This window comes from Mesorhizobium sp. M1088, assembly GCF_040318575.1.
Taxonomy (GTDB): Bacteria; Pseudomonadota; Alphaproteobacteria; order Rhizobiales; family Rhizobiaceae; genus Mesorhizobium.
The window spans coordinates 15,299-35,153 of record NZ_JAMYMO010000031.1 but is presented as its reverse complement, the minus strand read 5'-3'; the positions used below and the strand labels follow the sequence as shown (position 1 = coordinate 35,153).

The window sequence follows — 19,855 nt, the reverse complement described above, 5'->3', positions numbered from 1 at the left end:
TCGCGGCCAGCCAGTGCCCGGTCGCCGCCATTCGGGTCATCGAAAGCGACGCTGGCGATGACGAGCGCGCCAGCGCCGACCCTGCGCCTTCTCCGGCGGAGGCCGAGCGGCATGCCGCGAAAGACCAACGCAATCCAGGAGACACGATGGGACGGTTTGAAGGCAAGGTGGCCGTGGTGACCGGCGCCGGCGCCGGCATCGGCAAGGCATGCGCCCTCGCCATCGCGCGCGGGGGCGGCAGAGTGGTGGTGGCCGACATTGATGGCTCGGCGGCCATCGCCTGCACCGCGCAGATCGCGGCTGAAGCGGGCCACGCGCTGGCCCTGGCCATGGACATCGCCGATGAGCAGGCGGTGGCAGCGCTGTTCGAGACGGCGGAGCGGCACTTCGGTGGGGTCGACCTGCTAGTGAACAATGCGAGCGCCATGCATCTGACCTCACGCGACCGCGCGATCCTCGAGCTGGACCTGGCGGTCTGGGATCAAACCATGGCGACCAATCTGCGCGGCACGCTGCTCTGCTGCCGGCAGGCCATCCCACGGATGATCGCCCGCGGCGGTGGCGCGATCGTCAACATGTCGTCGTGCCAGGGGCTCAGCGGTGACACCGCGCAGACGTCGTACGCCGCGTCGAAGGCGGCGATGAACATGCTCTCGGCCTCGCTCGCCACCCAGTACGGCCATGCGCAGATCCGCTGCAACGCCGTTGCGCCGGGTCTCGTCATGACCGAGCGTCTCCTCGCCAAGCTGGACGAGTGCATGCAACGGCATCTGCGCCGGCACCAGCTCCTGCAGCGCGTCGGCCGCCCCGAGGACGTGGCCGCGCTCGTGGCGTTCCTGCTCTCCGACGATGCTGCGTTCATCACCGGCCAGGTCGTGTGCATCGACGGCGGCATGCTGGCGCATGTGCCGACGTACGCCGACGGTGGCAACAGCTGCGCCGCGCGGCCTGCCGGCGACACCGCCGAAGCGGCCGCGGCGTCGCGCTGCTGATGGACATGCTGCTCAACCCGCTCAACCGTCGGCACAGGCTGCGGTACGACATCCCGGTCATGCCAGGCGCTTTCCCCCTGGTCGGGCATCTTCCCGCCATCGTCTGCGACCTGCCGCGCCTGCTGCGGCGCGCGGAACGGACGCTGGGCAGCCACTTCTGGCTGGATTTCGGCCCTGCCGGACACCTGATGACCTGCGTGCATCCGGATGCGTTCGCACTGCTCCGGCACAAGGACGTGTCCTCGGCGCTGATCGAAGAGATCGCGCCCGAATTGCTTGGCGGAACGTTGGTTGCCCAGGACGGCCGCGCGCACCGGCAAGCGCGCGATGCGATCAAGGCGGCGTTCCTGCCCAAGGGGCTGACCCAGGCCGGCATCGGCGACCTGTTCGCGCCCGTCATCTGGGCGCGGGTGCAGGCGTGGCGCGAGCGCGGCGACGTAACCATCCTGCGCGAAACCGGCGACCTGATGCTCAAGCTCATCTTCAGCCTGATGGGAATCCCCGCGCAGGACCTGCCGGGATGGCATCGCAAGTACCGGCAACTGCTGCAGTTGATCGTCGCGCCCCCGGTCGACCTGCCGGGACTGCCCTTGCGGCGCGGCCGCGCCGCCCCAGCCGGGATCGACGCGCAGTTGCGCCAGTTCGTCCGCGACGCGCGCGCGCATGCCGCGCGCACCGGGTTGATCAACGACATGGTGAGCGCCTTCGACCGCAGCGACGATGCGCTTTCCGATGACGTCCTGGTCGCCAATATCCGCTTGCTGCTGCTTGCCGGTCACGACACCACTGCCTCGACGATGGCCTGGATGGTGATCGAGCTGGCGCGGCAGCCTGTGATGTGGGACGCCCTGGTCGAGGAGGCGCAACGCGTGGGCGCGGTGCCGACCCGTCACGCGGACCTGGCGGAGTGTCCGGTCGCCGAGGCGCTGTTCCGCGAGACGCTGCGCCTGCATCCGGCGACCACGCTCCTGCCGCGTCGCGCCCTGCAGGAATTGCAACTCGGCCAACGGCGCATTCCCGCGGGCACCCATCTGTGCATCCCGCTGCTGCATTTCTCGACCTCGGCGCTGCTGCACGAGGCGCCTGATCAGTTCCGCCTGGCGCGGTGGCTGCAACGCACGGAGCCGATCCGGCCGGTGGACATGCTGCAGTTCGGTACCGGCCCACACGTCTGCATCGGCTACCACCTGGTATGGCTGGAAATGGTGCAGTTCTGCATCGCCTTGGCGCTGATCATGCACAAGGCCGGGGTGCGGCCGCGGTTGCTGAGCGGCGTCGAAAAAGGCCGGCGGTATTACCCGACCGCACATCCGTCCATGGCAATCCGCATAGGCTTCTCATGAGCTGGCATCGCATGCCCCGTGTGGCGAGGCAGCGGCGCCGGCGAGGCGCGGCATTGCTGCACTCAGCGCACGCGCTCGGTGCGACGCCGGCAACACCGCTGCGGCTTGGCGCTCGCTGTGGTCATCTCGTGTCAGGTACAAGGACATGAAGAACATGCAGACCGGTTCCACGCTACACGACGACCGAACTGGCGTTTCCGCGCTCGGCGGATTGGGTGCGCAGGCGCGCGGCGCATCCGGCAGGCTGCTGCCGGAGATCTGGATGCAGGACGGCGCAAAGCGGGTCGAACAGGCGCTGGCGCGTCTTCTCTGCGCCGAAGACGACGGTGAGACCGAGCTGATGGCGGCGATGCGCTACGCCACCTTGCATGGCGGGAAGCGCACCCGCGCGTTGCTCTGTCTGGCTGCCGGCGGACTGGCCGACACGCCGGCGCACATGCTCGACGACGTCGGCGCCGCCATCGAGATGATGCACGCCTGTACCCTGGTCCACGACGACCTGCCCGCGATGGACGACGACGTGCTTCGCCGCGGCCTTCCGACCGTGCACGTCAAGTTCGGCGAAGCCACTGCGATCCTGGTCGGCGATGCGCTGCAGGCGCACGCCTTCCTGACCCTGGCGAGCCTGGATGCGCCGGGCGACAACCGTATCGCGCTCGTGCGCGAACTGGCGCAGGCCGTGTCCGCCGAGGGTGCCGCAGGCGGGCAGGCCATGGATCTGTCGCTGGTCGGAAAGCACGCCGAGCTGGACAGGATCCTGGCGATGCACCGGATGAAGAGCGGAGCGTTAGTGCGCGCGTCCGTTCGCATGGGCGCGCTATGCTCCATCGCGGAGGATGCCGCGCACGCTGCGCTGTACTGTGCGCTCGATCGCTACACCGCCTGTTTCGGCCTGGCGTTGCAGGTGGTCGACGACATTCTCGACGCGACAGCGGATACTGCGACGCTGGGCAAGACCCCCGGCAAGGACGCGGCGGCGCAGAAGCCGACCTGCGCGTCGATCATGGGGCTGCAGGCAGCGCGCCAGTTCGCGCTGGATTTGTTGCGCGACGCCGGGGAGGCCATCGCCCCGCTGGGGCCGCGTGCGGAACGGTTGGCGCAGATGCTGCAGCGGGTCAACGCGCATCTGTTCAAGCACGCGCCATGCGTATAAGCGCGCCCGTCCGCATGGACTCGCCCCTGTGCCGCTGCGATCGGCCGGCGGCAGCGGTGCATGCTGCACTGTGTCCGAGTCCGCGGCGTCTGCCGACCCTGGTTCTCGTCAACCGTCTGCAGAAGGAACATCCCGCGTGAACGCGCTGTCCGAACAGATCCTTTCCGAATTGCGCCACCTGCTGAGCGAGATGCGCGACGGCGGCAGCGTCGGTCCGTCCGTCTACGACACGGCGCGAGCTCTGCAGTTCCACGGCAACGTCACCGGTCGGCAGGACGCATACGCGTGGCTCATCGCGCAGCAACAGGCCGATGGCGGATGGGGAAGCGCGGACTTCCCGCTGTTCCGCCATGCGCCCACTTGGGCGGCGTTGCTGGCCTTGCAGCGTGCCGATCTTCTTCCCGGCGCTGCCGACGCAGTCCAGGCTGCGACCCGGTTCCTCGAGCGCCAGCCCGATCCCTACGCGCATGCGGTGCCGGAAGATGCGTCGATCGGCGCGGAGCTGATCCTGCCGCAGTTGTGCGGCGAGGCCGCATCCTTGCTGGGCGGCGTGGCGTTTCCGCGCCACCCGGCGCTGTTGCCGTTGCGGCAAGCGTGCCTGGTCAAGCTGGGGGCGGTGGCGACGTTGCCGAGCGGCCATCCATTGCTGCACTCCTGGGAAGCCTGGGAGACGTCGCCGACCACCGCATGCCCGGATGACGACGGCAGCATCGGCATCAGTCCGGCGGCCACCGCCGCGTGGCGTGCGCACGCCGTGACACAGGGAAGCACGCCGCAGGTCGGGCGCGCCGACGCGTATCTGCAGGCGGCATCGCGGGCGACGCGCAGCGGCATCGAAGGTGTCGTTCCCAACGTCTGGCCGATCAATGTATTCGAGCCATGCTGGTCGGTGTACACCCTGCATCTGGCCGGTCTGTTCGCGCATCCCGCGCTCGCCGAGGCGGTGCAAGTGATCGTCGCGCAGCTCGACGCCCGCCTGGGCGTGCGCGGTCTGGGCCCGGCCTTGCACTTCGCGGCCGATGCGGACGATACCGCCGTTGCGATGTGCGTCCTGCGCCTTGCAGGCCGCGACCCGGCGGTCGATGCTTTGCGCCATTTCGAAATCGGCGAGCTGTTCGTCACCTTCCCCGGCGAGCGCAATGCCTCGGTGTCGACCAACATCCATGCCCTGCATGCGTTGCGAATGTTGGGAAAGCCAGCCGCCGGCACCAGCGCCTACGTCGAGGCCAATCGCAACCCGCACGGTCTATGGGACAACGAGAAATGGCACGTTTCGTGGCTGTATCCCACCGCGCATGCGGTCGCTGCGCTGGCGCAAGGCAAGCCCCAGTGGCGCGACGAGCGCGCGTTGGCGGCGCTGCTGCAGGCGCAGCGCGACGACGGCGGCTGGGGCGCCGGTCGCGCGTCCACATTCGAGGAAACCGCCTATGCGCTGTTCGCGTTGCACGTGTTGGACGGGAGCGAAGAGCCGACAGGGCGCCGGCGCATCGCGCAGGCGGTGGCGCGTGCGCTGGAGTGGATGCTCGCCCGCCATGCGGCGCATGCATTGCCGCAAACGCCGCTGTGGATCGGCAAGGAACTGTATTGCCCCACCCGAGTGGTGCGCGTCGCCGAACTCGCCGGCTTGTGGCTGGCGCTTCGTTGGGGGCGGCGCGTCCTGGCTGAGGGAGCAGGAGCGGCGCCATGATCCAGAACGAACGCGCGCTGCAGCAGGTGCTGGAGTGGGGGCGTTCCCTGACCGGGTTCGCCGACGAGCATGCCATGGAAGCGGTCAGGGGCGGCCAGTACATCCTGCAGCGCATCCACCCGAGCCTGCGCGACACCAGCGCCCGCACCGGCCGCGATCCGCAGGACGAAACGCTGATCGTGGCGTTCTATCGCGAACTGGCGCTGCTGTTCTGGCTCGACGACTGCAACGACCTTGGCCTGATCGCGCCGGAACAGATCGCCGCGGTGGAGCAGGCGCTGGGGCAGGGCGTGCCGTGCGCGCTCCCCGGATTCGAGGGCTGCGCTGTGCTGCGCGCTTCGCTGGCCGCGCTCGCCTACGATCGTCGCGACTATGCTCAGCTTCTCGACGATACCCGGTGCTACTGCACGGCGCTGCGCGCCGGACACGCGCAGGCAGCAGGGGCGGAACGCTGGTCCTACGCCGAGTACCTGCACAACGGCATCGATTCGGTCGCCTACACGAACGTGTTCTGTTGCCTGTCGTTGCTGTGGGGGCTGAACATGGCGACCTTGCGCGCGCGTCCGGCGTTTCGCCAGGTCCTGCGGCTCATCTCCGGGATAGGGCGCCTGCAGAACGATCTGCATGGCCGCGACAAGGACAGGTCGGCCGGCGAGGCCGACAACGCGGCGATCCTGCTGCTGCAGCGCTATCCGGCTATGCCTGTGGTGGAGTTCCTCAACGACGAGCTGGCCGGCCATACGCGCATGCTGCACCGGGTGATGGCGGAAGAACGCTTTCCCGCGCCGTGGGGACCGTTGATCGAGGCCATGGCGGCCATCCGCGCGCAGTACTACCAGACCTCGAACAGCCGCTACCGCAGCGACGCTGCGGGGGGAGGCCAGCGTGCGCCGCCCTGAACGCGCGGGAGGCGGCGGCGTGCGCGCGCTGCCGTCGGTCCGATCCGACGCAACGCCGTCGCCCGATGAGACGGATGGAGCGAGCATGAGCGACACCGCCCTGAGCCAGCGCAAGGACGACCATCTGGACATCGTGCTGGATCAGCGAACGGCGCCGGCCACGGTCGCCGCCGGCTGGGAGTACATCCGTTTCGAACACTGCGCATTGCCCGAGTTGGACCTGACGCAGATCGACCTGCGCGCCTCGCTGCTGGGCAAGACCATGCGCGCGCCGCTGCTGGTCAGCTCCATGACCGGCGGCATGCCACGCGCCGAGGCCATCAACCGGCATCTGAGCGAGGCAGCGCAAGCCTTGGGGATCGCCATGTGCGTCGGTTCGCAGCGCGTGAGCCTGCAATCCCGCAACTCCCAGGGGCTGACGCGCACGCTGCGCCGCCTGGCCCCAGACATTCCCTTGCTGGCCAATATCGGCGCCGCGCAACTGCGCGAGGCCGACGGCCTGGACCTGGCGCGCCGGGCGGTGGATGCGCTGGAGGCCGATGGACTCATCGTCCATCTCAATCCGCTGCAGGAAGCGGTACAGCCGGAGGGCGACCGCGACTGGCGCGGCGTCCTGGCGCAGATCGCTCGCGCCGCGCGCAGCGTGGGCGTGCCGATCGTGGCCAAGGAAGTGGGGTCGGGCCTATCCGCCCCGGTGGCCTGTGCGCTCGTCGAGGCGGGCGTGGCGGTGATCGATGTCGCCGGCGCCGGCGGCACCAGTTGGGCCGCGGTGGAGGGCGAGCGCGCCCGCGATGCCGCCGACCGTGCAGTGGCGATGGCGTTCGCCGATTGGGGGATTCCGACCCCGGCCAGCGTGCAGGCGGTACGTCGGGCGCTGCCAAAGGTGAAGCTGATCGCGTCGGGCGGGATCCGCGACGGCGTCGACGTGGCCAAGGCCATCCGCCTGGGCGCGGACATCGCCGGGCAGGCGGCCGGCGTGCTGCGAGCGGCTACGGTATCCACCGAGGCGGTTGTCGCGCATTTCGAGATCGTCATCCGCCAGTTGGCCGTCGCCTGCTTCTGCACCGGCTCGGCTGATCTGGCGGCGTTGCGTCAGGCGCGCTTGTTGCCCTCGGCGCATCTGCCCGCCGGTTGATGCCAGCGTCGCCCGCACGTGGCGGCGGGCGCCTAGTCTTACTGAGTCAGAAAGGATGGAAAGCTCTACCGGGCTGGGCTTCGCCGTCGCCACCACTCTCGCCAAGTCGGCGGTGAACTCAGTCGTCGGGAAACGTATGGTCAAGAAGCAGCAGATGCGCTGGTCACTTCACGGTGCGCATATGCTCGTGCAGCTCCGGGCGGCGGAGATCAACGGCGAACTTCGCAACCGGCTTCGGGCGCCTTTCCGACAGCCAGAACTGAACGGGCCGCCAATAGCCTACGCGCTTTACCGTCTATCTCAGCTGCGCTGTCGATTATGTCCGCAGCCAGGGCATCGATATTCCCGCCGAGTTGCTCTCCCAGGTCGCACCGGTTCCTTGGGCTCATATCGCACTCACCGGAGCAATGAGATACCTTTGCGTATCATCGCGCATTTGAATAGATCGTATAGGTATCATGATGGCATCTGAATCGGAAATTCTGCGCGAAATCGGTCGGCTTTTCAGGCAGGCGAGGCTGGCCGCTGCCATGACGCAGGAGCAGGTCGCTGATTTGGCGGGTATATCCCGTCCCCGCTATCGCGACATCGAAAAGGGAGCCGCAGCGGCGCGTGCGACGACGCTCATGAATATCGCTCGCGCACTCGGTCTGGAAATGATGATGGTTCCGCAAGTCATGGTGCCGGCTGTCCAGGCTCTATTGCGTCCGAATGATGATGACGATCAACCCGCTTTTGTTCCTCAACCTGACGATGACGATCATGGCTCCAGTTTTTCGCGCCGCTAAGACGATCCCGTCGCTGGACGTGCTCTTGAACGCACTGAAGGTCGGCACAATCGTTAGGACGCCGGGCGATTTCAATGCATTCAACTTCGATGAGGCCTACCGCGCGACGGGCGGCTTTCCGGTTTTCAGCCTGTCGTTCCGGGCAGCGACGGGAGGATTGCGGAAAGATCCGAAGCCTCTGGCGGGCGCCTTGCCCGCTTTCTTCGCGAACCTCCTGCCGGAGGAGAAATTGCGCGAGGCGATGGAAAAGCACCACGAAGGCATTGTCCGGCCAGGCAATGATTTCGATCTTTTAGCGGCGCTGGGCGCCGATTTGCCGGGAGCCGTACGGGCGTTGCCCAGTGACCGCGCGATAGCGGTTTCGCAGGATGCTTCAAAGCATAAGCCCAAGGCTCGGTTCTCACTTGCCGGCGTGCAGATGAAGCTGTCGGTCATGAAGAACACTGGAAAAGGCGGCGGCCTGACCTTGCCGATGGACCACGAGCAAGGCCGATACATCGCCAAGTTACCTTCGACGGCGTTTCCAGGCTTTTCCGAAAATGAATTCGCCAACCTGGCGTTGGCTGCAGCGATCGGCATGGAGGTGCCTGAACGCGAACTTGTCGAGAAGTCCGATTTCGAGGATATTCCCGAGGAATTCAACACGCTGTCGGAGGGCAAGGTCCTTCTCGTCAAACGCTTCGATCGGGGCGCCGATGGCGAGAGGATACACATCGAGGATTTCGCTCAGGTCTTCGGTGTCTATCCCTCGCGCAAATATGAGGGGGCCGCTTATCATGACATAGCCTTGGCCCTTGGCGTGGCCGTCTCGCCTACGGCGGCTCTCGAATTCGTCCGCCGCCTGGTGCTGACGGTCATCACCGGCAATGGCGACATGCACCTGAAGAACTGGTCTTTGATTTATCCCGGCAACGGCGACAAGCCGGTGCTTGCACCAATCTACGACGTTCTGTCGACCGTGCCATATATTCCCGCCGACGCCATGGCGCTTTCGCTTGGAGGGGAGCGTTCGTTCAAGGCGCTAGCAGCACCGCGATGGAAAGCATTCGCGAACCGTGCAAGGCTTCCGGAGCCGGCAGTCCTGAAGGCAGTGGTCGAGACCGTCGAACTCGTCAACGAACACTGGTGGCATCTGCCTGAGCGCGACGTTGTCGCGGCGAAAGTGCTCGAGCGGATCGACGAACATGTGAAGGCGATGACGCCGATCCTGAACTCCTGCGCCGATAAGTGAGCCGGGCCCCTTGGGTTGGTGATATGGCGGAATTATCGCCCGTGGCCCGGATGGATGGCCGTGGATCGAAGGTATGCCAGCGCGGCTCAAGCTTCCGCGCAGTGTCGATGAGGATACGCGAGACCAAGCACGTCAGCTCGCCGGAACAGAAGAGTTCGCAGCATCCCGCCAATTACCGCAAGGGGGTCGAGATGCTGTCGCCGACCTCAACACAACGATGCGGTTCGAACAATGCGTGACTGAGGATCGCGCGACGCTTTGTGTCGCCATTGTCGGGTCCGCTACACGGCTTGTTCCGACGATCTTTTCTTTGGCGTCAAGCTAAATGCCTGAAAAGCAACCATGAAATTATTCTTCGGTTCGACCAGCCAAATTGGCACGAGTCTTGAAACCCTTGGGTGCGAGGCGGCGACAGCTGCCCGACCGGCATTCATGTCGCGGCAGCCGCGATGAATGGAACGAAGGAAGGAAAGCTACATGTCAGGTTTGCGACAGATCGCCTTTTACGGCAAGGGCGGCATCGGCAAGTCCACCACCTCCCAAAATACGCTCGCCGCCCTTGTCGACCTCGGGCAGAGAATCCTCATCGTCGGCTGCGACCCCAAAGCCGACTCCACCCGCCTGATCCTGAACGCGAAGGCGCAGGATACGGTCCTGCACCTCGCGGCTCAGGAAGGTTCGGTGGAAGACCTCGAACTCCAGGATGTGCTCAAGGTCGGCTACAAAGGCATCAAATGCGTGGAGTCGGGCGGCCCCGAGCCGGGTGTCGGCTGCGCCGGTCGCGGCGTGATCACCTCGATCAACTTCCTCGAGGAGAACGGTGCCTACGACGATGTCGACTATGTCTCCTACGACGTGCTCGGGGATGTGGTGTGCGGCGGTTTCGCGATGCCGATCCGCGAGAACAAGGCCCAGGAAATCTATATCGTCATGTCCGGCGAGATGATGGCGCTCTATGCCGCCAACAACATCGCCAAAGGCATCCTGAAATACGCCCATTCGGGCGGCGTGCGGCTCGGCGGCCTGATCTGCAACGAGCGCCAAACCGATCGCGAGCTCGACCTCGCCGAAGCGCTGGCTTCCAGGCTCAATTCCAAGCTCATCCACTTCGTGCCGCGCGATAACATCGTCCAGCACGCCGAACTCAGGAAGATGTCTGTCATTCAATATGCGCCGGACTCCAAGCAGGCCGGGGAATACCGGGCGTTGGCCGAGAAGATCCATGCCAATTCGGGCCAGGGCACCATCCCCACCCCTATCACCATGGAGGAGCTCGAGGAAATGCTGCTCGACTTCGGCATCATGAAGACTGACGAGCAGATGCTTGCCGAGCTTCAGGTCAAGGAAGCGGCCAAGGCGGCCGCACAGTAACGACCGCTGTCGAACGAGGCGCGGCCTTGACCTGGCGCGCCTTTCAAAGAACGGCGCCTCGTTGGTGAGGCGTCACCCTGAACCTTGAAAGGGGTCCCATGAGCCTGGAATACGAGAATGACGGCGCCCTCCATGCGAAGCTTATCGAGGAGGTGCTGTCGCAATATCCTGACAAGGCGGCGAAGCGCCGCAAAAAGCACCTCAGCGTCGCAAAGAGCGGCGACGAGGCTGGCGAGGAAAGCGAGGTCCTTTCCGAATGCGAGGTAAAATCGAACATCAAGTCCATCCCCGGAGTGATGACGATTCGCGGTTGCGCCTATGCCGGCTCGAAAGGCGTGGTGTGGGGTCCAGTCAAAGATATGGTCCATATCTCGCACGGCCCGGTCGGCTGCGGGCAATATTCCTGGTCGCAACGCCGCAACTACTACGTCGGCACGACCGGCATCGACACGTTCGTCACTATGCAGTTCACCTCCGATTTCCAGGAGAAGGACATTGTTTTCGGCGGCGACAAGAAGCTGGAACGGATCATCGACGAGATCGAGGAACTGTTTCCGCTGAACAAGGGCATGAGCGTGCAATCCGAATGCCCGATCGGCCTGATTGGCGACGACACCGAAGCGGTGTCCCGCAACAAGGCCAAGGAGCACGAAAAGACGATCGTGCCGGTGCGCTGCGAGGGCTTCCGCGGTGTCTCGCAATCACTCGGCCACCACATCGCCAACGACGCGATCCGCGACTGGGTCTTCGAGAAGAAGGACGTCGAGTTCGAGGCCGGCCCGTACGATGTCAATGTGATCGGCGACTATAATATCGGCGGCGACGCCTGGGCTTCGCGCATCCTGCTCGAGGAGATGGGCCTGCGCGTGGTCGGCAACTGGTCGGGCGACGCTACGCTGGCCGAAATAGAGCGAGCGCCAAAGGCCAAGCTCAATCTCATCCATTGCTACAGGTCGATGAACTACATCTGCCGGCACATGGAGGAAAAGTATAGCATCGACTGGATGGAGTACAATTTCTTCGGCCCCTCCCAGACTGAAGCCTCTTTGCGCAAGATCGCCAAGCATTTCGGGCCGGAAATCGAGGCCAAGGCCGAGGCGGTCATCGCCAAATACCGGCCCTTGGTCGATGCCGTCATCGCCAAGTACCGGCCGCGCCTCGAAGGCAGGACGGTGATGCTCTATGTCGGCGGGCTGCGCCCCCGTCACGTCGTAACGGCATATGAGGATCTGGGCATGGTGATCGTCGGCACTGGCTATGAATTTGGCCATAACGACGACTATCAGCGCACCGGCCATTACGTGAAGAAGGGCACGCTGATCTATGACGACGTGACTGGTTACGAGCTGGAGAAGTTCATTGAGGGGATCCGTCCTGATCTCGTTGGCTCCGGCATCAAAGAAAAGTACCCGGTCCAGAAGATGGGCATACCGTTCCGTCAAATGCATTCCTGGGATTATTCCGGCCCGTATCACGGCTACGACGGCTTCGCCATCTTCGCCCGCGACATGGATCTGGCCATCAACAACCCGGTCTGGGGCCTCTACGACGCTCCCTGGAAGAAAAAAGCCGAGCCGTCCGCGGCGATCGCAGCCGAGTGAAAACCTGGCCTCCCGGAAGCCGGGAGGCCGTTGAACGCCTGTGGCTCTTTGTCCGCGGGAGACCTGAAACGTTTCGACGTCCCTGTGCCGCCGTATGGCGCGTCCAGATGGAGAAGAGGTAACCACCCATGCCGCAGTCGGCTGAAAAAGTTCTCGACCACGCGCCCCTGTTCCGCGAGCCGGAATACAGGCAGATGCTCGCCGAGAAGAGGCTGAATTTCGAATGTCCGCACCCGGACCAGGTCGTTACCGACCAAGGCGAATTCACCAAGACGTGGGAATACCGCGAAAAGAACCTTGCTCGCGAAGCGCTTGTCGTGAACCCCGCCAAGGCCTGCCAGCCGCTCGGCGCGGTGTTCGCGGCCGCGGGCTTCGAGCGAACCATGTCCTTCGTCCACGGCAGCCAGGGCTGCGTGGCCTATTACCGCTCGCACCTGTCGCGCCATTTCAAGGAGCCTGCTTCGGCGGTTTCCTCCTCGATGACAGAGGATGCGGCAGTGTTCGGCGGCCTGAAGAACATGGTCGACGGGCTCGCCAACACGTACCAACTCTACGACCCGAAGATGATCGCCGTCTCGACCACTTGTATGGCGGAGGTCATAGGCGACGACCTGCACAGCTTCATCGAGAACGCCAAGGACGAAGGCTCCGTCCCGCGCGACTTCGACGTGCCCTTCGCCCACACGCCAGCCTTCGTCGGCAGCCATGTCGACGGCTACGACGTTACGGTCAAGGGCATTTTGGAGCATTTCTGGAAAGGCGAGGAGCGAACGGAAGCCGAGGGAACCATCAACATCATTCCGGGTTTCGACGGCTTTTGCGTGGGCAACAACCGGGAACTCAAGCGCCTGCTCGATCTGCTGGGCGTGTCATATACCTTCATCCAAGACGCCTCTGACCAGTTCGACACGCCGTCGGACGGCGAATACCGCATGTACGACGGCGGCACGAAGATCGAAGACGTGAGGAAAGCACTCAACGCCGAGGCGACACTTTCGCTACAGCATTACAACACCCGAAAAACACTGGAGTATTGCGAGGGGGTAGGGCAGGCGACTGCCTCGTTCCATTACCCGCTCGGAGTCCAGGCGACCGACGACTTCCTGATGGAGGTCTCCGCGATTTCCGGCAAGCAAATCCCCGAGGCAATCCGCCTGGAGCGCGGCCGACTTGTTGACGCCATGGCGGACAGCCAATCCTGGCTGCACGGTAAGAAATATGCCATCTACGGCGATCCGGACTTTGTCTACGCCATGGCCCGCTTCATCATGGAGACGGGCGGCGAGCCGACCCATTGCCTCGCCACCAACGGCACCTCGGCATGGGAAGCGGAGTTGAAGGAACTGCTTGCATCATCGCCCTTCGGCAAGGACGCTCAAGTCTGGGCGGGCAAGGACCTCTGGGCCATGCGCTCGCTGCTCTTCACCGAGCCGGTGGACCTGCTGATCGGCAACTCCTATGGCAAGTATCTGGAGCGCGACACCGGCACGCCGCTGATCCGGCTGACGTTTCCGATCTTCGACCGGCACCATCACCATCGCTTTGCGCTCATGGGCTACCAAGGCGGGTTGCGCGTCCTGACGACGATCCTCGACAAGATCTTCGACAAGCTCGATCGCGAGACAAGCGAGACGGGCATGACGGACTATTCGTATGACCTCACCCGCTAAGGGTGGCGGCCGGCTCTTCGGTGAGGCCGGTTATCTTCCCGAAGGGACTTCGGAGACCAACGCAATGTCCTCGCTCAGAGCCAAAATCCAGGATGTCTTCAACGAGCCTGCCTGCGAGCAGAACCGCGGCAAGGATGCCAAGGCGCGCAAGGAGGGCTGTTCGACGCCACTGACCCCCGGGGCGGCGGCCGGCGGCTGTGCCTTCGATGGCGCCAAGATCGTGTTGCAGCCGATCACCGACGTCGCGCACCTGATCCATGCGCCGCTCGCCTGCGAGGGCAATTCCTGGGACAACCGCGGTGCGGCTTCGTCCGGGCCAACGCTGTGGCGCACGAGCTTCACGACCGATCTCACCGAACTCGACGTGGTGATGGGGCGGGGCGAGCGGAAGCTCTTCAAAGCGATCCGCGAGATCAAGGAAGCGTATGGGCCGCCGGCTATCTTCGTCTATCCGACCTGCGTGACGGCGCTGATCGGCGACGACATCGAGGCCGTCTGCAAGCGCGCGGCGGAAAAGTTTGGCCTACCGGTGGTGCCGGTCAATGCGCCAGGCTTCGTCGGCTCCAAGAATCTCGGCAACAAGCTTGCCGGCGAGGCGTTGCTCGAGCATGTCATCGGCACGGTAGAACCGGACGACGCCGGACCCTATGACATCAACATTCTTGGCGAATTCAACCTCTCGGGCGAATTTTGGCTGGTGAAGCCGCTCCTTGATCGGCTGGGCATCCGGGTGCGCGCCTGCATTCCGGGCGACGCGCGCTACCTCGACATTGCCTCCGCACACCGCGCCCGGGCGGCTATGATGGTGTGCTCGACCGCGCTCATCAATCTCGCCCGCAAGATGGAGCAGCGCTGGGAGATCCCATTCTTCGAGGGCTCCTTCTACGGCATCACCGACACCTCCGAAGCACTCCGGCAGATCTCTCAACTGCTCGTGAAGAAGGGTGCCGATCCGGAGATCCTCGGCCGCACCGAGGCATTGATTGAAGAGGAGGAGGCGATTGCGTGGAAGAAGCTCACGGGCTACCGGCCGAGGCTCGAAGGCAAGCGGGTCCTGCTCAACACCGGCGGTGTGAAGTCCTGGTCAGTCGTCCATGCACTGATGGAGATCGGCATCGAGATCGTCGGCACCTCGGTCAAGAAATCCACAGTCGAAGACAAGGAGCGCGTCAAAGAGTTACTCAAGGACGACAACCACATGTTCGAGCAGATGGCACCGCGCGAGCTTTACGCCATGCTCTCAGAATGCAAGGCCGATATCATGCTGTCGGGCGGGCGCACGCAATTCATCGCGCTGAAGGCCAAGACACCCTGGCTCGATATCAACCAGGAGCGCCAACACCCTTACGCCGGCTATGACGGCATGGTGGAACTCGTACGCCAGATCGACCTCGCCATTCATAACCCGATCTGGTGCCAGGTGCGGGAGCCGGCACCATGGGATTGCCAGCCTGCGGTGAGGGAGGAACTGCCGAGCACAAAAAGCGAGACCGCGACCTTGCATGTTGTCCAGGAATTCGCCGGCACGACGGCCGACGATTTCGGCGAGCGTTGAGGAAAGCCGATGGTCCGCATCCTTCCCCAGACCAAAGCGGCGGCGGTCAATCCGCTGAAGTCATCGCAGCCGCTGGGTGCCGCCCTCGCCTTCCTTGGGGTCGACGGCGCGATGCCGTTGTTCCACGGCAGCCAGGGGTGCACCAGCTTCGCGCTCGTGCTCTTCGTGCGGCATTTCAAGGAAGCCATCCCCCTGCAGACAACGGCGATGGACGAGGTGGCGACGATCCTCGGCGGGGCAGACCATCTGGAAGAGGCGATCCTCAACCTCAAGGCCCGCACAAAGCCAACGCTGATCGGGATCTGCACGACGGCGCTGGTGGAAACCCGGGGCGAAGACTGCGCAGGAGATATCGCCAATATCAGGCTGAAGCGCACGGAAGAACTCGCGGGTACGGAGGTGGTGCTGGCCAACACACCGGATTTCGACGGCGCGATCGAAGAGGGCTGGGCCAAGGCTGTCACCGCGATGATCGAAAGGATTACGCGGCCCGGCAAGCAGGCGCGGCAGTCGAAGAAGATTGTGATCCTGCCTGGCTGGAACCTCACTGTGGCTGATATCGAGCATTTGCGTGAGATGGTTGAAAGCTTTGGACTGAAGCCCGTGATTCTGCCGGACGTCTCCGGCTCGCTCGACGGTAGAGTGCCCGACCGCTGGATCACGACCACCTATGGCGGCACCAGTGTCGAGGATATCCGTGAGCTTGGCACGGCCGAGCAATGCATCGTCATCGGTGAGCATATGCGCCGCCCGGCCGAGCTGCTGCAGAGGTTGACCGGCGTGCCTTACGTGCTGTTCCGGTCGCTGACTGGATTGAAGGAGGCCGACCGGTTCGTCTCGCTGCTGTCCGCGGTTTCGGGCGCGGCGGCGCCGGCTGGGGTGCGCCGTCGCCGGACGCAGTTGCAGGACGCGTTGCTCGACGGACATTTCCACTTTGGAGGCAAGAAAATTGCGATCGCTGCTGAACCAGACCAACTCTACCAACTCGCGAGCTTCTTCATCGGCATGGGCTCCGAAATCGCGGCGGCGGTCACCACGGCCGATATGTCGAAAATTTTGGAGGAAGTACCGGCGCAGTCGGTTCAAATCGGCGATCTGGGCGATTTGGAAGCGCTTGGCGCCGGCGCTGATCTTCTCGTCACCCATTCCCACGGCCGCCAGGCGGCGCAGCGCCTCGGCATTCCGCTCATGCGCGTCGGCTTCCCGATCTTCGACCGGCTCGGCAGTCAGCACAAGCTCACAATCCTCTACCAGGGGACCCGCGACCTGATCTTCGAGGTTGCCAACATCTTTGAAGCCAACCGGCACACGCCGACGCCTGAGGCGCTTGATCCACTCCGTAAGCGAGAAATGCCAGATGAGCTCCGTTCGTCGCCTCTCGCTCGTCACTGACGAGGTTCACGCACCGACGCCGGAACGCCAAGCCGGCGCATTGCGCGTGGCTATCGCCACGCAGGACATGAAGAACCTCAACGCCCATTTCGGTTCGGCCAGGCGCTTCGCCGTCTACGACGTGACGCGCGAGGAGTGGAATCTCGTGGAAGCCGTGGCCTTCGATGAGGTTTCCGACGAGAGCGGGAAGCACCGAACTGAGGGCGATGACCGCATCACCCCGAAGGTAGAGGCGCTGAAGGGATGTCATCTCCTGTTTTGTCTGGCGATCGGCGGACCTTCGGCAGCCAAAGTTGTTTCGGCAAAAATTCATCCGATCAAAGTGCCGCACCCCCAAACCGTCCAAGAGGTGCTGTTGCGCACGCAGATGATGCTCAGGACGTGTCCTCCCCCTTGGCTGCGCAAGGTGCTGGCGCAGGCAGGTGTCGCCGAACAGAAACCGTCCTTCGAGGACGAGGACTGAAATGAGGAGTGGGCGAAATGTCTGACGCTGTCGTTAGCCCTGCTGTCGCCGAAGACGAGGCGGCCCTTGCCACCCCGTTCGTGAAATGCCTCGTGCGGCTGGTCCGGGCTCATGATTCCCACGGGTCTTGGGAAGGCAAATCGGACGCCGAGCTGCTGGCCGACTTCATCATCACCAAGGAACAGCGCCGCGCGATCCCGATCATCGGCGATCCCGATCCGGACGTACTGTGGAGGCTCGAGATTTTTTACGCCGCCGTCGGGCTAGCGATCGAGGAACGCTCCGGCCTGATGGCATCGCCGATGATGGAGGTGAGCCATGAGGGCTTCGGGCGCGTGCTTTTCACGGCCGGGCGGTTGGTCGTTCTGTCGAAGACCCTGCGCGACGTCCACCGGTTCGGCTTTGAGACGTTCTGGAAACTCGCGGCGGCGGGCACGCAACTGGCCGGCGATGCGATCACAGCCATTGCGGCTCATCCCGAGGTGGCGCGGGCGTGATGGAACCGATTTTCGATCAAGGGGATCATGTCAGGCCTTGAGGACATGCGATGGCCAGCCCTCTCAATCGAGGCTGTCGAGGCCGATGTGGTTCTTGGGGTAGCGCTGATGAAGCCACTGGTCCTGATCTGTTCGCAGGATCCGGAGTTCTATCTGGTCCACAGCCACATTCTGGAGGTGGACGGCTTCACGATTCAACTGGCCGGCGGCGTGGAGGAGGCGCTTGCATTGGCCAGTGAACGGGAGCCGAAGGCCGTGGTGCTGGACTGCCAGCCAACAAGCGCGACAGGCTCCACAATCTGCGCCCGGTTCAAGGGGGAGCCCCGGACCGGCGGCCTGCCCGTAATTGCGCTGATCGCGCCCGGCGCCGAGAACCAGCACCTGGATCTCTTGAAGGCTGGTATTGACGAGAGCTTTGTGCGGCCCTTCGCGCCGGCCAAGCTGCTCGACTGTCTACGGACGAAGCTGGCGCTGCCGAAGCCGGGTTCAAACGGGATTGAAAACGGCGGCTGGATCTCCTGTGGCGATCTTGAGATAAGGCTCGATGCCCACCGGGTTCGGGGTAATGGCCACGAAGTCCACCTTGGGCCGATCGAGTTCAACCTGCTGCGGCTTTTGCTTGAGAGTCCCGGCAAGGTCTTCACCAGAGACGAGCTGATCAGCGCGGCCTGGCCGGCCAATATCTATGTCGGTGTACGCACCGTTGATGTCCATATCAGCCGGCTCAGAAGGGCGCTGAAGGCGGCCTCCCCCTCCAGCGTCATTCGTACCGTCAGGTCGGCCGGCTACTCGCTCGAGTGGCCGGACGGCTGAATAGATAACCGATGTGGTGCCACTCCGCATGTCCGCCGTGCTGAGGGCAAGTCTTGCGGCTTCGAAACGCGCCGGCAGGTACGATATATTCAGAAAGAAGCAGTCAAATGGCTTTCAGAAGCGTACTCAGTGTGACGGGAGCTGACCACTCCGATCAGGATGTCAGGACAGCTGCCAGCTTGTGTGCCGAAGTCGGCGCGTATCTTTCCGTACTGGTGATGTCGCCTCCGCCCCTCATTATGCCTTCTCCGTTGCTCGGCGATGGCATCCCCGAGTGGCCTGGACAACGCGCACAGGCCATCGCCAGACTGGACAAACGGTTTAGGCAGATCGAGTGATTTTCACGGGACATGGCCAACCTGGAAAAGACATCCAGGGAAATTCAGAAACAGCTGAGAGCCATGCGGCTTTGCTATGACGTCGATACCGACTACTGCGATCAGGCCAGCGTCGGTGACGCGGTGCGACAGCGGGCGCTCTGACAATCGTCGGCCCCGCACTTCTCAACGACATTAATCTCGGACCCCTTGTTATCAACGGCAGCCTGTTCGATACCGGAAGCCGGTGCTTGTCGTGCCGGAGGGCGCTGAGGCGACTCTGTCGCCACGGTGCGTGCTGGTCGGCTGGGATTCGCGAGTCGAGGCGTCCCGTTCAGTTCGGGAAGCGCTGGATCTGCTAGCCGATGCTGAGGAAGTTCGTGTCGCACTAGTCGATCCGGAGGCGACCTGCACCGGAAACGGCGCCGAGCCGGGAGCCGACATCGCTGCCTATCTCACTCGGCACGGTGCTCGGGTGTCGTTTGACCGGCTGGCGAGCGCCGGCAAACCAGTGGCCACGGTGCTCGCGCAGCACGCAATCGACACGTCTGCCGACATGATAGTGATGGGCGCTTATGGCAGCCGACGGCTGCGCGAGCGGCTCTTCGGTGGCGTAACGAGATGGAGAGTGGGGAAGCCACCATTGCCGCTGTTTTTGGCTCGCTGACGGGTTTTGAAGCAGCACCGATGCTGTTCGAAGCTCTACTCCCCTGGGTCACCTATCCTGATACCAAGTCGGAGAAAGGCCGCGGCAAACGCGCAAGTTTCGCGAAGCTCCTCGGAGCCAATCTGCACGCGCCGTCGCCGAGAACATCGCGGACGTCTCGCGTTCGGGGTTCTGCTCGACCGAGATGATCCGTAACGCGGAGACTAACGGCCGGCAGAGGTACAGGCGCTCCTCAATGCAGTCAAAACCGGGGCTTCGCAGGTCGGCGTCAGGTCGAGAAA

Annotated in this window: 17 protein-coding genes; all 17 read left to right on the top strand. The window is 64.0% G+C overall.

Features of this window, described 5'->3' with window-relative positions:
* Nucleotides 1–146: 146 nt before the first annotated feature.
* The gene (locus NKH49_RS25955) at nucleotides 147–992 is read left to right on the top strand and encodes an SDR family oxidoreductase (protein ID WP_352495018.1); all 846 of its coding nucleotides are present in this window, start codon (nucleotides 147–149) and stop codon (nucleotides 990–992) included.
* On the top strand, nucleotides 992–2,335 hold the full coding sequence (locus NKH49_RS25950) for a cytochrome P450 (protein ID WP_352928507.1): 1,344 nt from the start codon (nucleotides 992–994) through the stop codon (nucleotides 2,333–2,335). The genes NKH49_RS25955 and NKH49_RS25950 overlap by 1 nt, the downstream gene beginning before the upstream one ends.
* 154 nt (nucleotides 2,336–2,489) lie before the next feature.
* Nucleotides 2,490–3,488, top strand: a complete 999-nt coding sequence (locus NKH49_RS25945) for a polyprenyl synthetase family protein (protein ID WP_352928535.1) — start codon at nucleotides 2,490–2,492, stop codon at nucleotides 3,486–3,488.
* Nucleotides 3,489–3,624: 136 nt separating this feature from the next.
* On the top strand, nucleotides 3,625–5,175 hold the full coding sequence (locus NKH49_RS25940; protein ID WP_352928505.1) for a hypothetical protein: 1,551 nt from the start codon (nucleotides 3,625–3,627) through the stop codon (nucleotides 5,173–5,175).
* Nucleotides 5,172–6,074: a terpene synthase family protein gene (locus tag NKH49_RS25935; RefSeq protein WP_352639843.1), complete on the top strand. Its 903-nt coding sequence runs from the start codon at nucleotides 5,172–5,174 to the stop codon at nucleotides 6,072–6,074. The genes NKH49_RS25940 and NKH49_RS25935 overlap by 4 nt, the downstream gene beginning before the upstream one ends.
* Nucleotides 6,075–6,159: 85 nt before the next feature.
* Complete coding sequence (fni, locus tag NKH49_RS25930) at nucleotides 6,160–7,209, top strand: type 2 isopentenyl-diphosphate Delta-isomerase (RefSeq protein ID WP_352639841.1); 1,050 nt, start codon at nucleotides 6,160–6,162, stop codon at nucleotides 7,207–7,209.
* A 461-nt stretch (nucleotides 7,210–7,670) separates the two neighbouring features.
* Entirely contained in the window at nucleotides 7,671–7,997 is a 327-nt protein-coding gene (locus NKH49_RS25915; RefSeq protein ID WP_352928502.1) for a helix-turn-helix domain-containing protein, read from the top strand.
* The gene (locus NKH49_RS25910) at nucleotides 7,972–9,228 is read left to right on the top strand and encodes a type II toxin-antitoxin system HipA family toxin (protein WP_352928500.1); all 1,257 of its coding nucleotides are present in this window, start codon (nucleotides 7,972–7,974) and stop codon (nucleotides 9,226–9,228) included. Before NKH49_RS25915 ends, NKH49_RS25910 begins: the two co-directional genes overlap by 26 nt.
* Nucleotides 9,229–9,705: 477 nt before the next feature.
* Complete coding sequence (gene nifH, locus NKH49_RS25905; protein WP_352565966.1) at nucleotides 9,706–10,599, top strand: nitrogenase iron protein; 894 nt, start codon at nucleotides 9,706–9,708, stop codon at nucleotides 10,597–10,599.
* A gap of 98 nt (nucleotides 10,600–10,697) precedes the next feature.
* Entirely contained in the window at nucleotides 10,698–12,200 is a 1,503-nt protein-coding gene (nifD, locus tag NKH49_RS25900) for a nitrogenase molybdenum-iron protein alpha chain (RefSeq protein WP_352639838.1), read from the top strand.
* Between the two features lie 128 nt (nucleotides 12,201–12,328).
* A complete protein-coding gene (gene nifK, locus NKH49_RS25895; protein WP_352639837.1) occupies nucleotides 12,329–13,870 on the top strand; it encodes a nitrogenase molybdenum-iron protein subunit beta in 1,542 nt (513 codons plus the stop codon).
* A gap of 64 nt (nucleotides 13,871–13,934) precedes the next feature.
* Complete coding sequence (nifE, locus tag NKH49_RS25890; protein WP_352639835.1) at nucleotides 13,935–15,425, top strand: nitrogenase iron-molybdenum cofactor biosynthesis protein NifE; 1,491 nt, start codon at nucleotides 13,935–13,937, stop codon at nucleotides 15,423–15,425.
* 9 nt (nucleotides 15,426–15,434) lie between these two features.
* Entirely contained in the window at nucleotides 15,435–16,817 is a 1,383-nt protein-coding gene (nifN, locus tag NKH49_RS25885) for a nitrogenase iron-molybdenum cofactor biosynthesis protein NifN (RefSeq protein WP_352928498.1), read from the top strand.
* On the top strand, nucleotides 16,783–17,280 hold the full coding sequence (gene nifX, locus NKH49_RS25880) for a nitrogen fixation protein NifX (RefSeq protein ID WP_352928496.1): 498 nt from the start codon (nucleotides 16,783–16,785) through the stop codon (nucleotides 17,278–17,280). The genes nifN and nifX overlap by 35 nt, the downstream gene beginning before the upstream one ends.
* Nucleotides 17,281–17,297: 17 nt before the next feature.
* A complete protein-coding gene (locus NKH49_RS25875; RefSeq protein WP_352928494.1) occupies nucleotides 17,298–17,777 on the top strand; it encodes a NifX-associated nitrogen fixation protein in 480 nt (159 codons plus the stop codon).
* A gap of 27 nt (nucleotides 17,778–17,804) precedes the next feature.
* Complete coding sequence (locus NKH49_RS25870; RefSeq protein ID WP_352928492.1) at nucleotides 17,805–18,590, top strand: response regulator transcription factor; 786 nt, start codon at nucleotides 17,805–17,807, stop codon at nucleotides 18,588–18,590.
* A 573-nt stretch (nucleotides 18,591–19,163) separates the two neighbouring features.
* The gene (locus NKH49_RS25865; RefSeq protein WP_352928490.1) at nucleotides 19,164–19,574 is read left to right on the top strand and encodes a universal stress protein; all 411 of its coding nucleotides are present in this window, start codon (nucleotides 19,164–19,166) and stop codon (nucleotides 19,572–19,574) included.
* The last annotated feature ends 281 nt before the right edge of the window (nucleotides 19,575–19,855 follow it).

Bases quoted from the DNA above. Each gene is read 5' to 3' on its own strand.
- NKH49_RS25955 (WP_352495018.1), top strand. From the start codon at position 147: ATGGGACGGTTTGAAGGCAAGGTGGCCGTGGTGACCGGCGCCGGCGCC.
- NKH49_RS25950 (WP_352928507.1), top strand. From the start codon at position 992: ATGGACATGCTGCTCAACCCGCTCAACCGTCGGCACAGGCTGCGGTAC.
- NKH49_RS25945 (WP_352928535.1), top strand. From the start codon at position 2,490: ATGCAGACCGGTTCCACGCTACACGACGACCGAACTGGCGTTTCCGCG.
- NKH49_RS25935 (WP_352639843.1), top strand. From the start codon at position 5,172: ATGATCCAGAACGAACGCGCGCTGCAGCAGGTGCTGGAGTGGGGGCGT.
- fni (WP_352639841.1), top strand. From the start codon at position 6,160: ATGAGCGACACCGCCCTGAGCCAGCGCAAGGACGACCATCTGGACATC.
- NKH49_RS25915 (WP_352928502.1), top strand. From the start codon at position 7,671: ATGGCATCTGAATCGGAAATTCTGCGCGAAATCGGTCGGCTTTTCAGG.
- NKH49_RS25910 (WP_352928500.1), top strand. From the start codon at position 7,972: ATGGCTCCAGTTTTTCGCGCCGCTAAGACGATCCCGTCGCTGGACGTG.
- nifH (WP_352565966.1), top strand. From the start codon at position 9,706: ATGTCAGGTTTGCGACAGATCGCCTTTTACGGCAAGGGCGGCATCGGC.
- nifD (WP_352639838.1), top strand. From the start codon at position 10,698: ATGAGCCTGGAATACGAGAATGACGGCGCCCTCCATGCGAAGCTTATC.
- nifK (WP_352639837.1), top strand. From the start codon at position 12,329: ATGCCGCAGTCGGCTGAAAAAGTTCTCGACCACGCGCCCCTGTTCCGC.
- nifE (WP_352639835.1), top strand. From the start codon at position 13,935: ATGTCCTCGCTCAGAGCCAAAATCCAGGATGTCTTCAACGAGCCTGCC.
- nifN (WP_352928498.1), top strand. From the start codon at position 15,435: ATGGTCCGCATCCTTCCCCAGACCAAAGCGGCGGCGGTCAATCCGCTG.
- nifX (WP_352928496.1), top strand. From the start codon at position 16,783: ATGAGCTCCGTTCGTCGCCTCTCGCTCGTCACTGACGAGGTTCACGCA.
- NKH49_RS25875 (WP_352928494.1), top strand. From the start codon at position 17,298: ATGTCTGACGCTGTCGTTAGCCCTGCTGTCGCCGAAGACGAGGCGGCC.
- NKH49_RS25870 (WP_352928492.1), top strand. From the start codon at position 17,805: ATGTCAGGCCTTGAGGACATGCGATGGCCAGCCCTCTCAATCGAGGCT.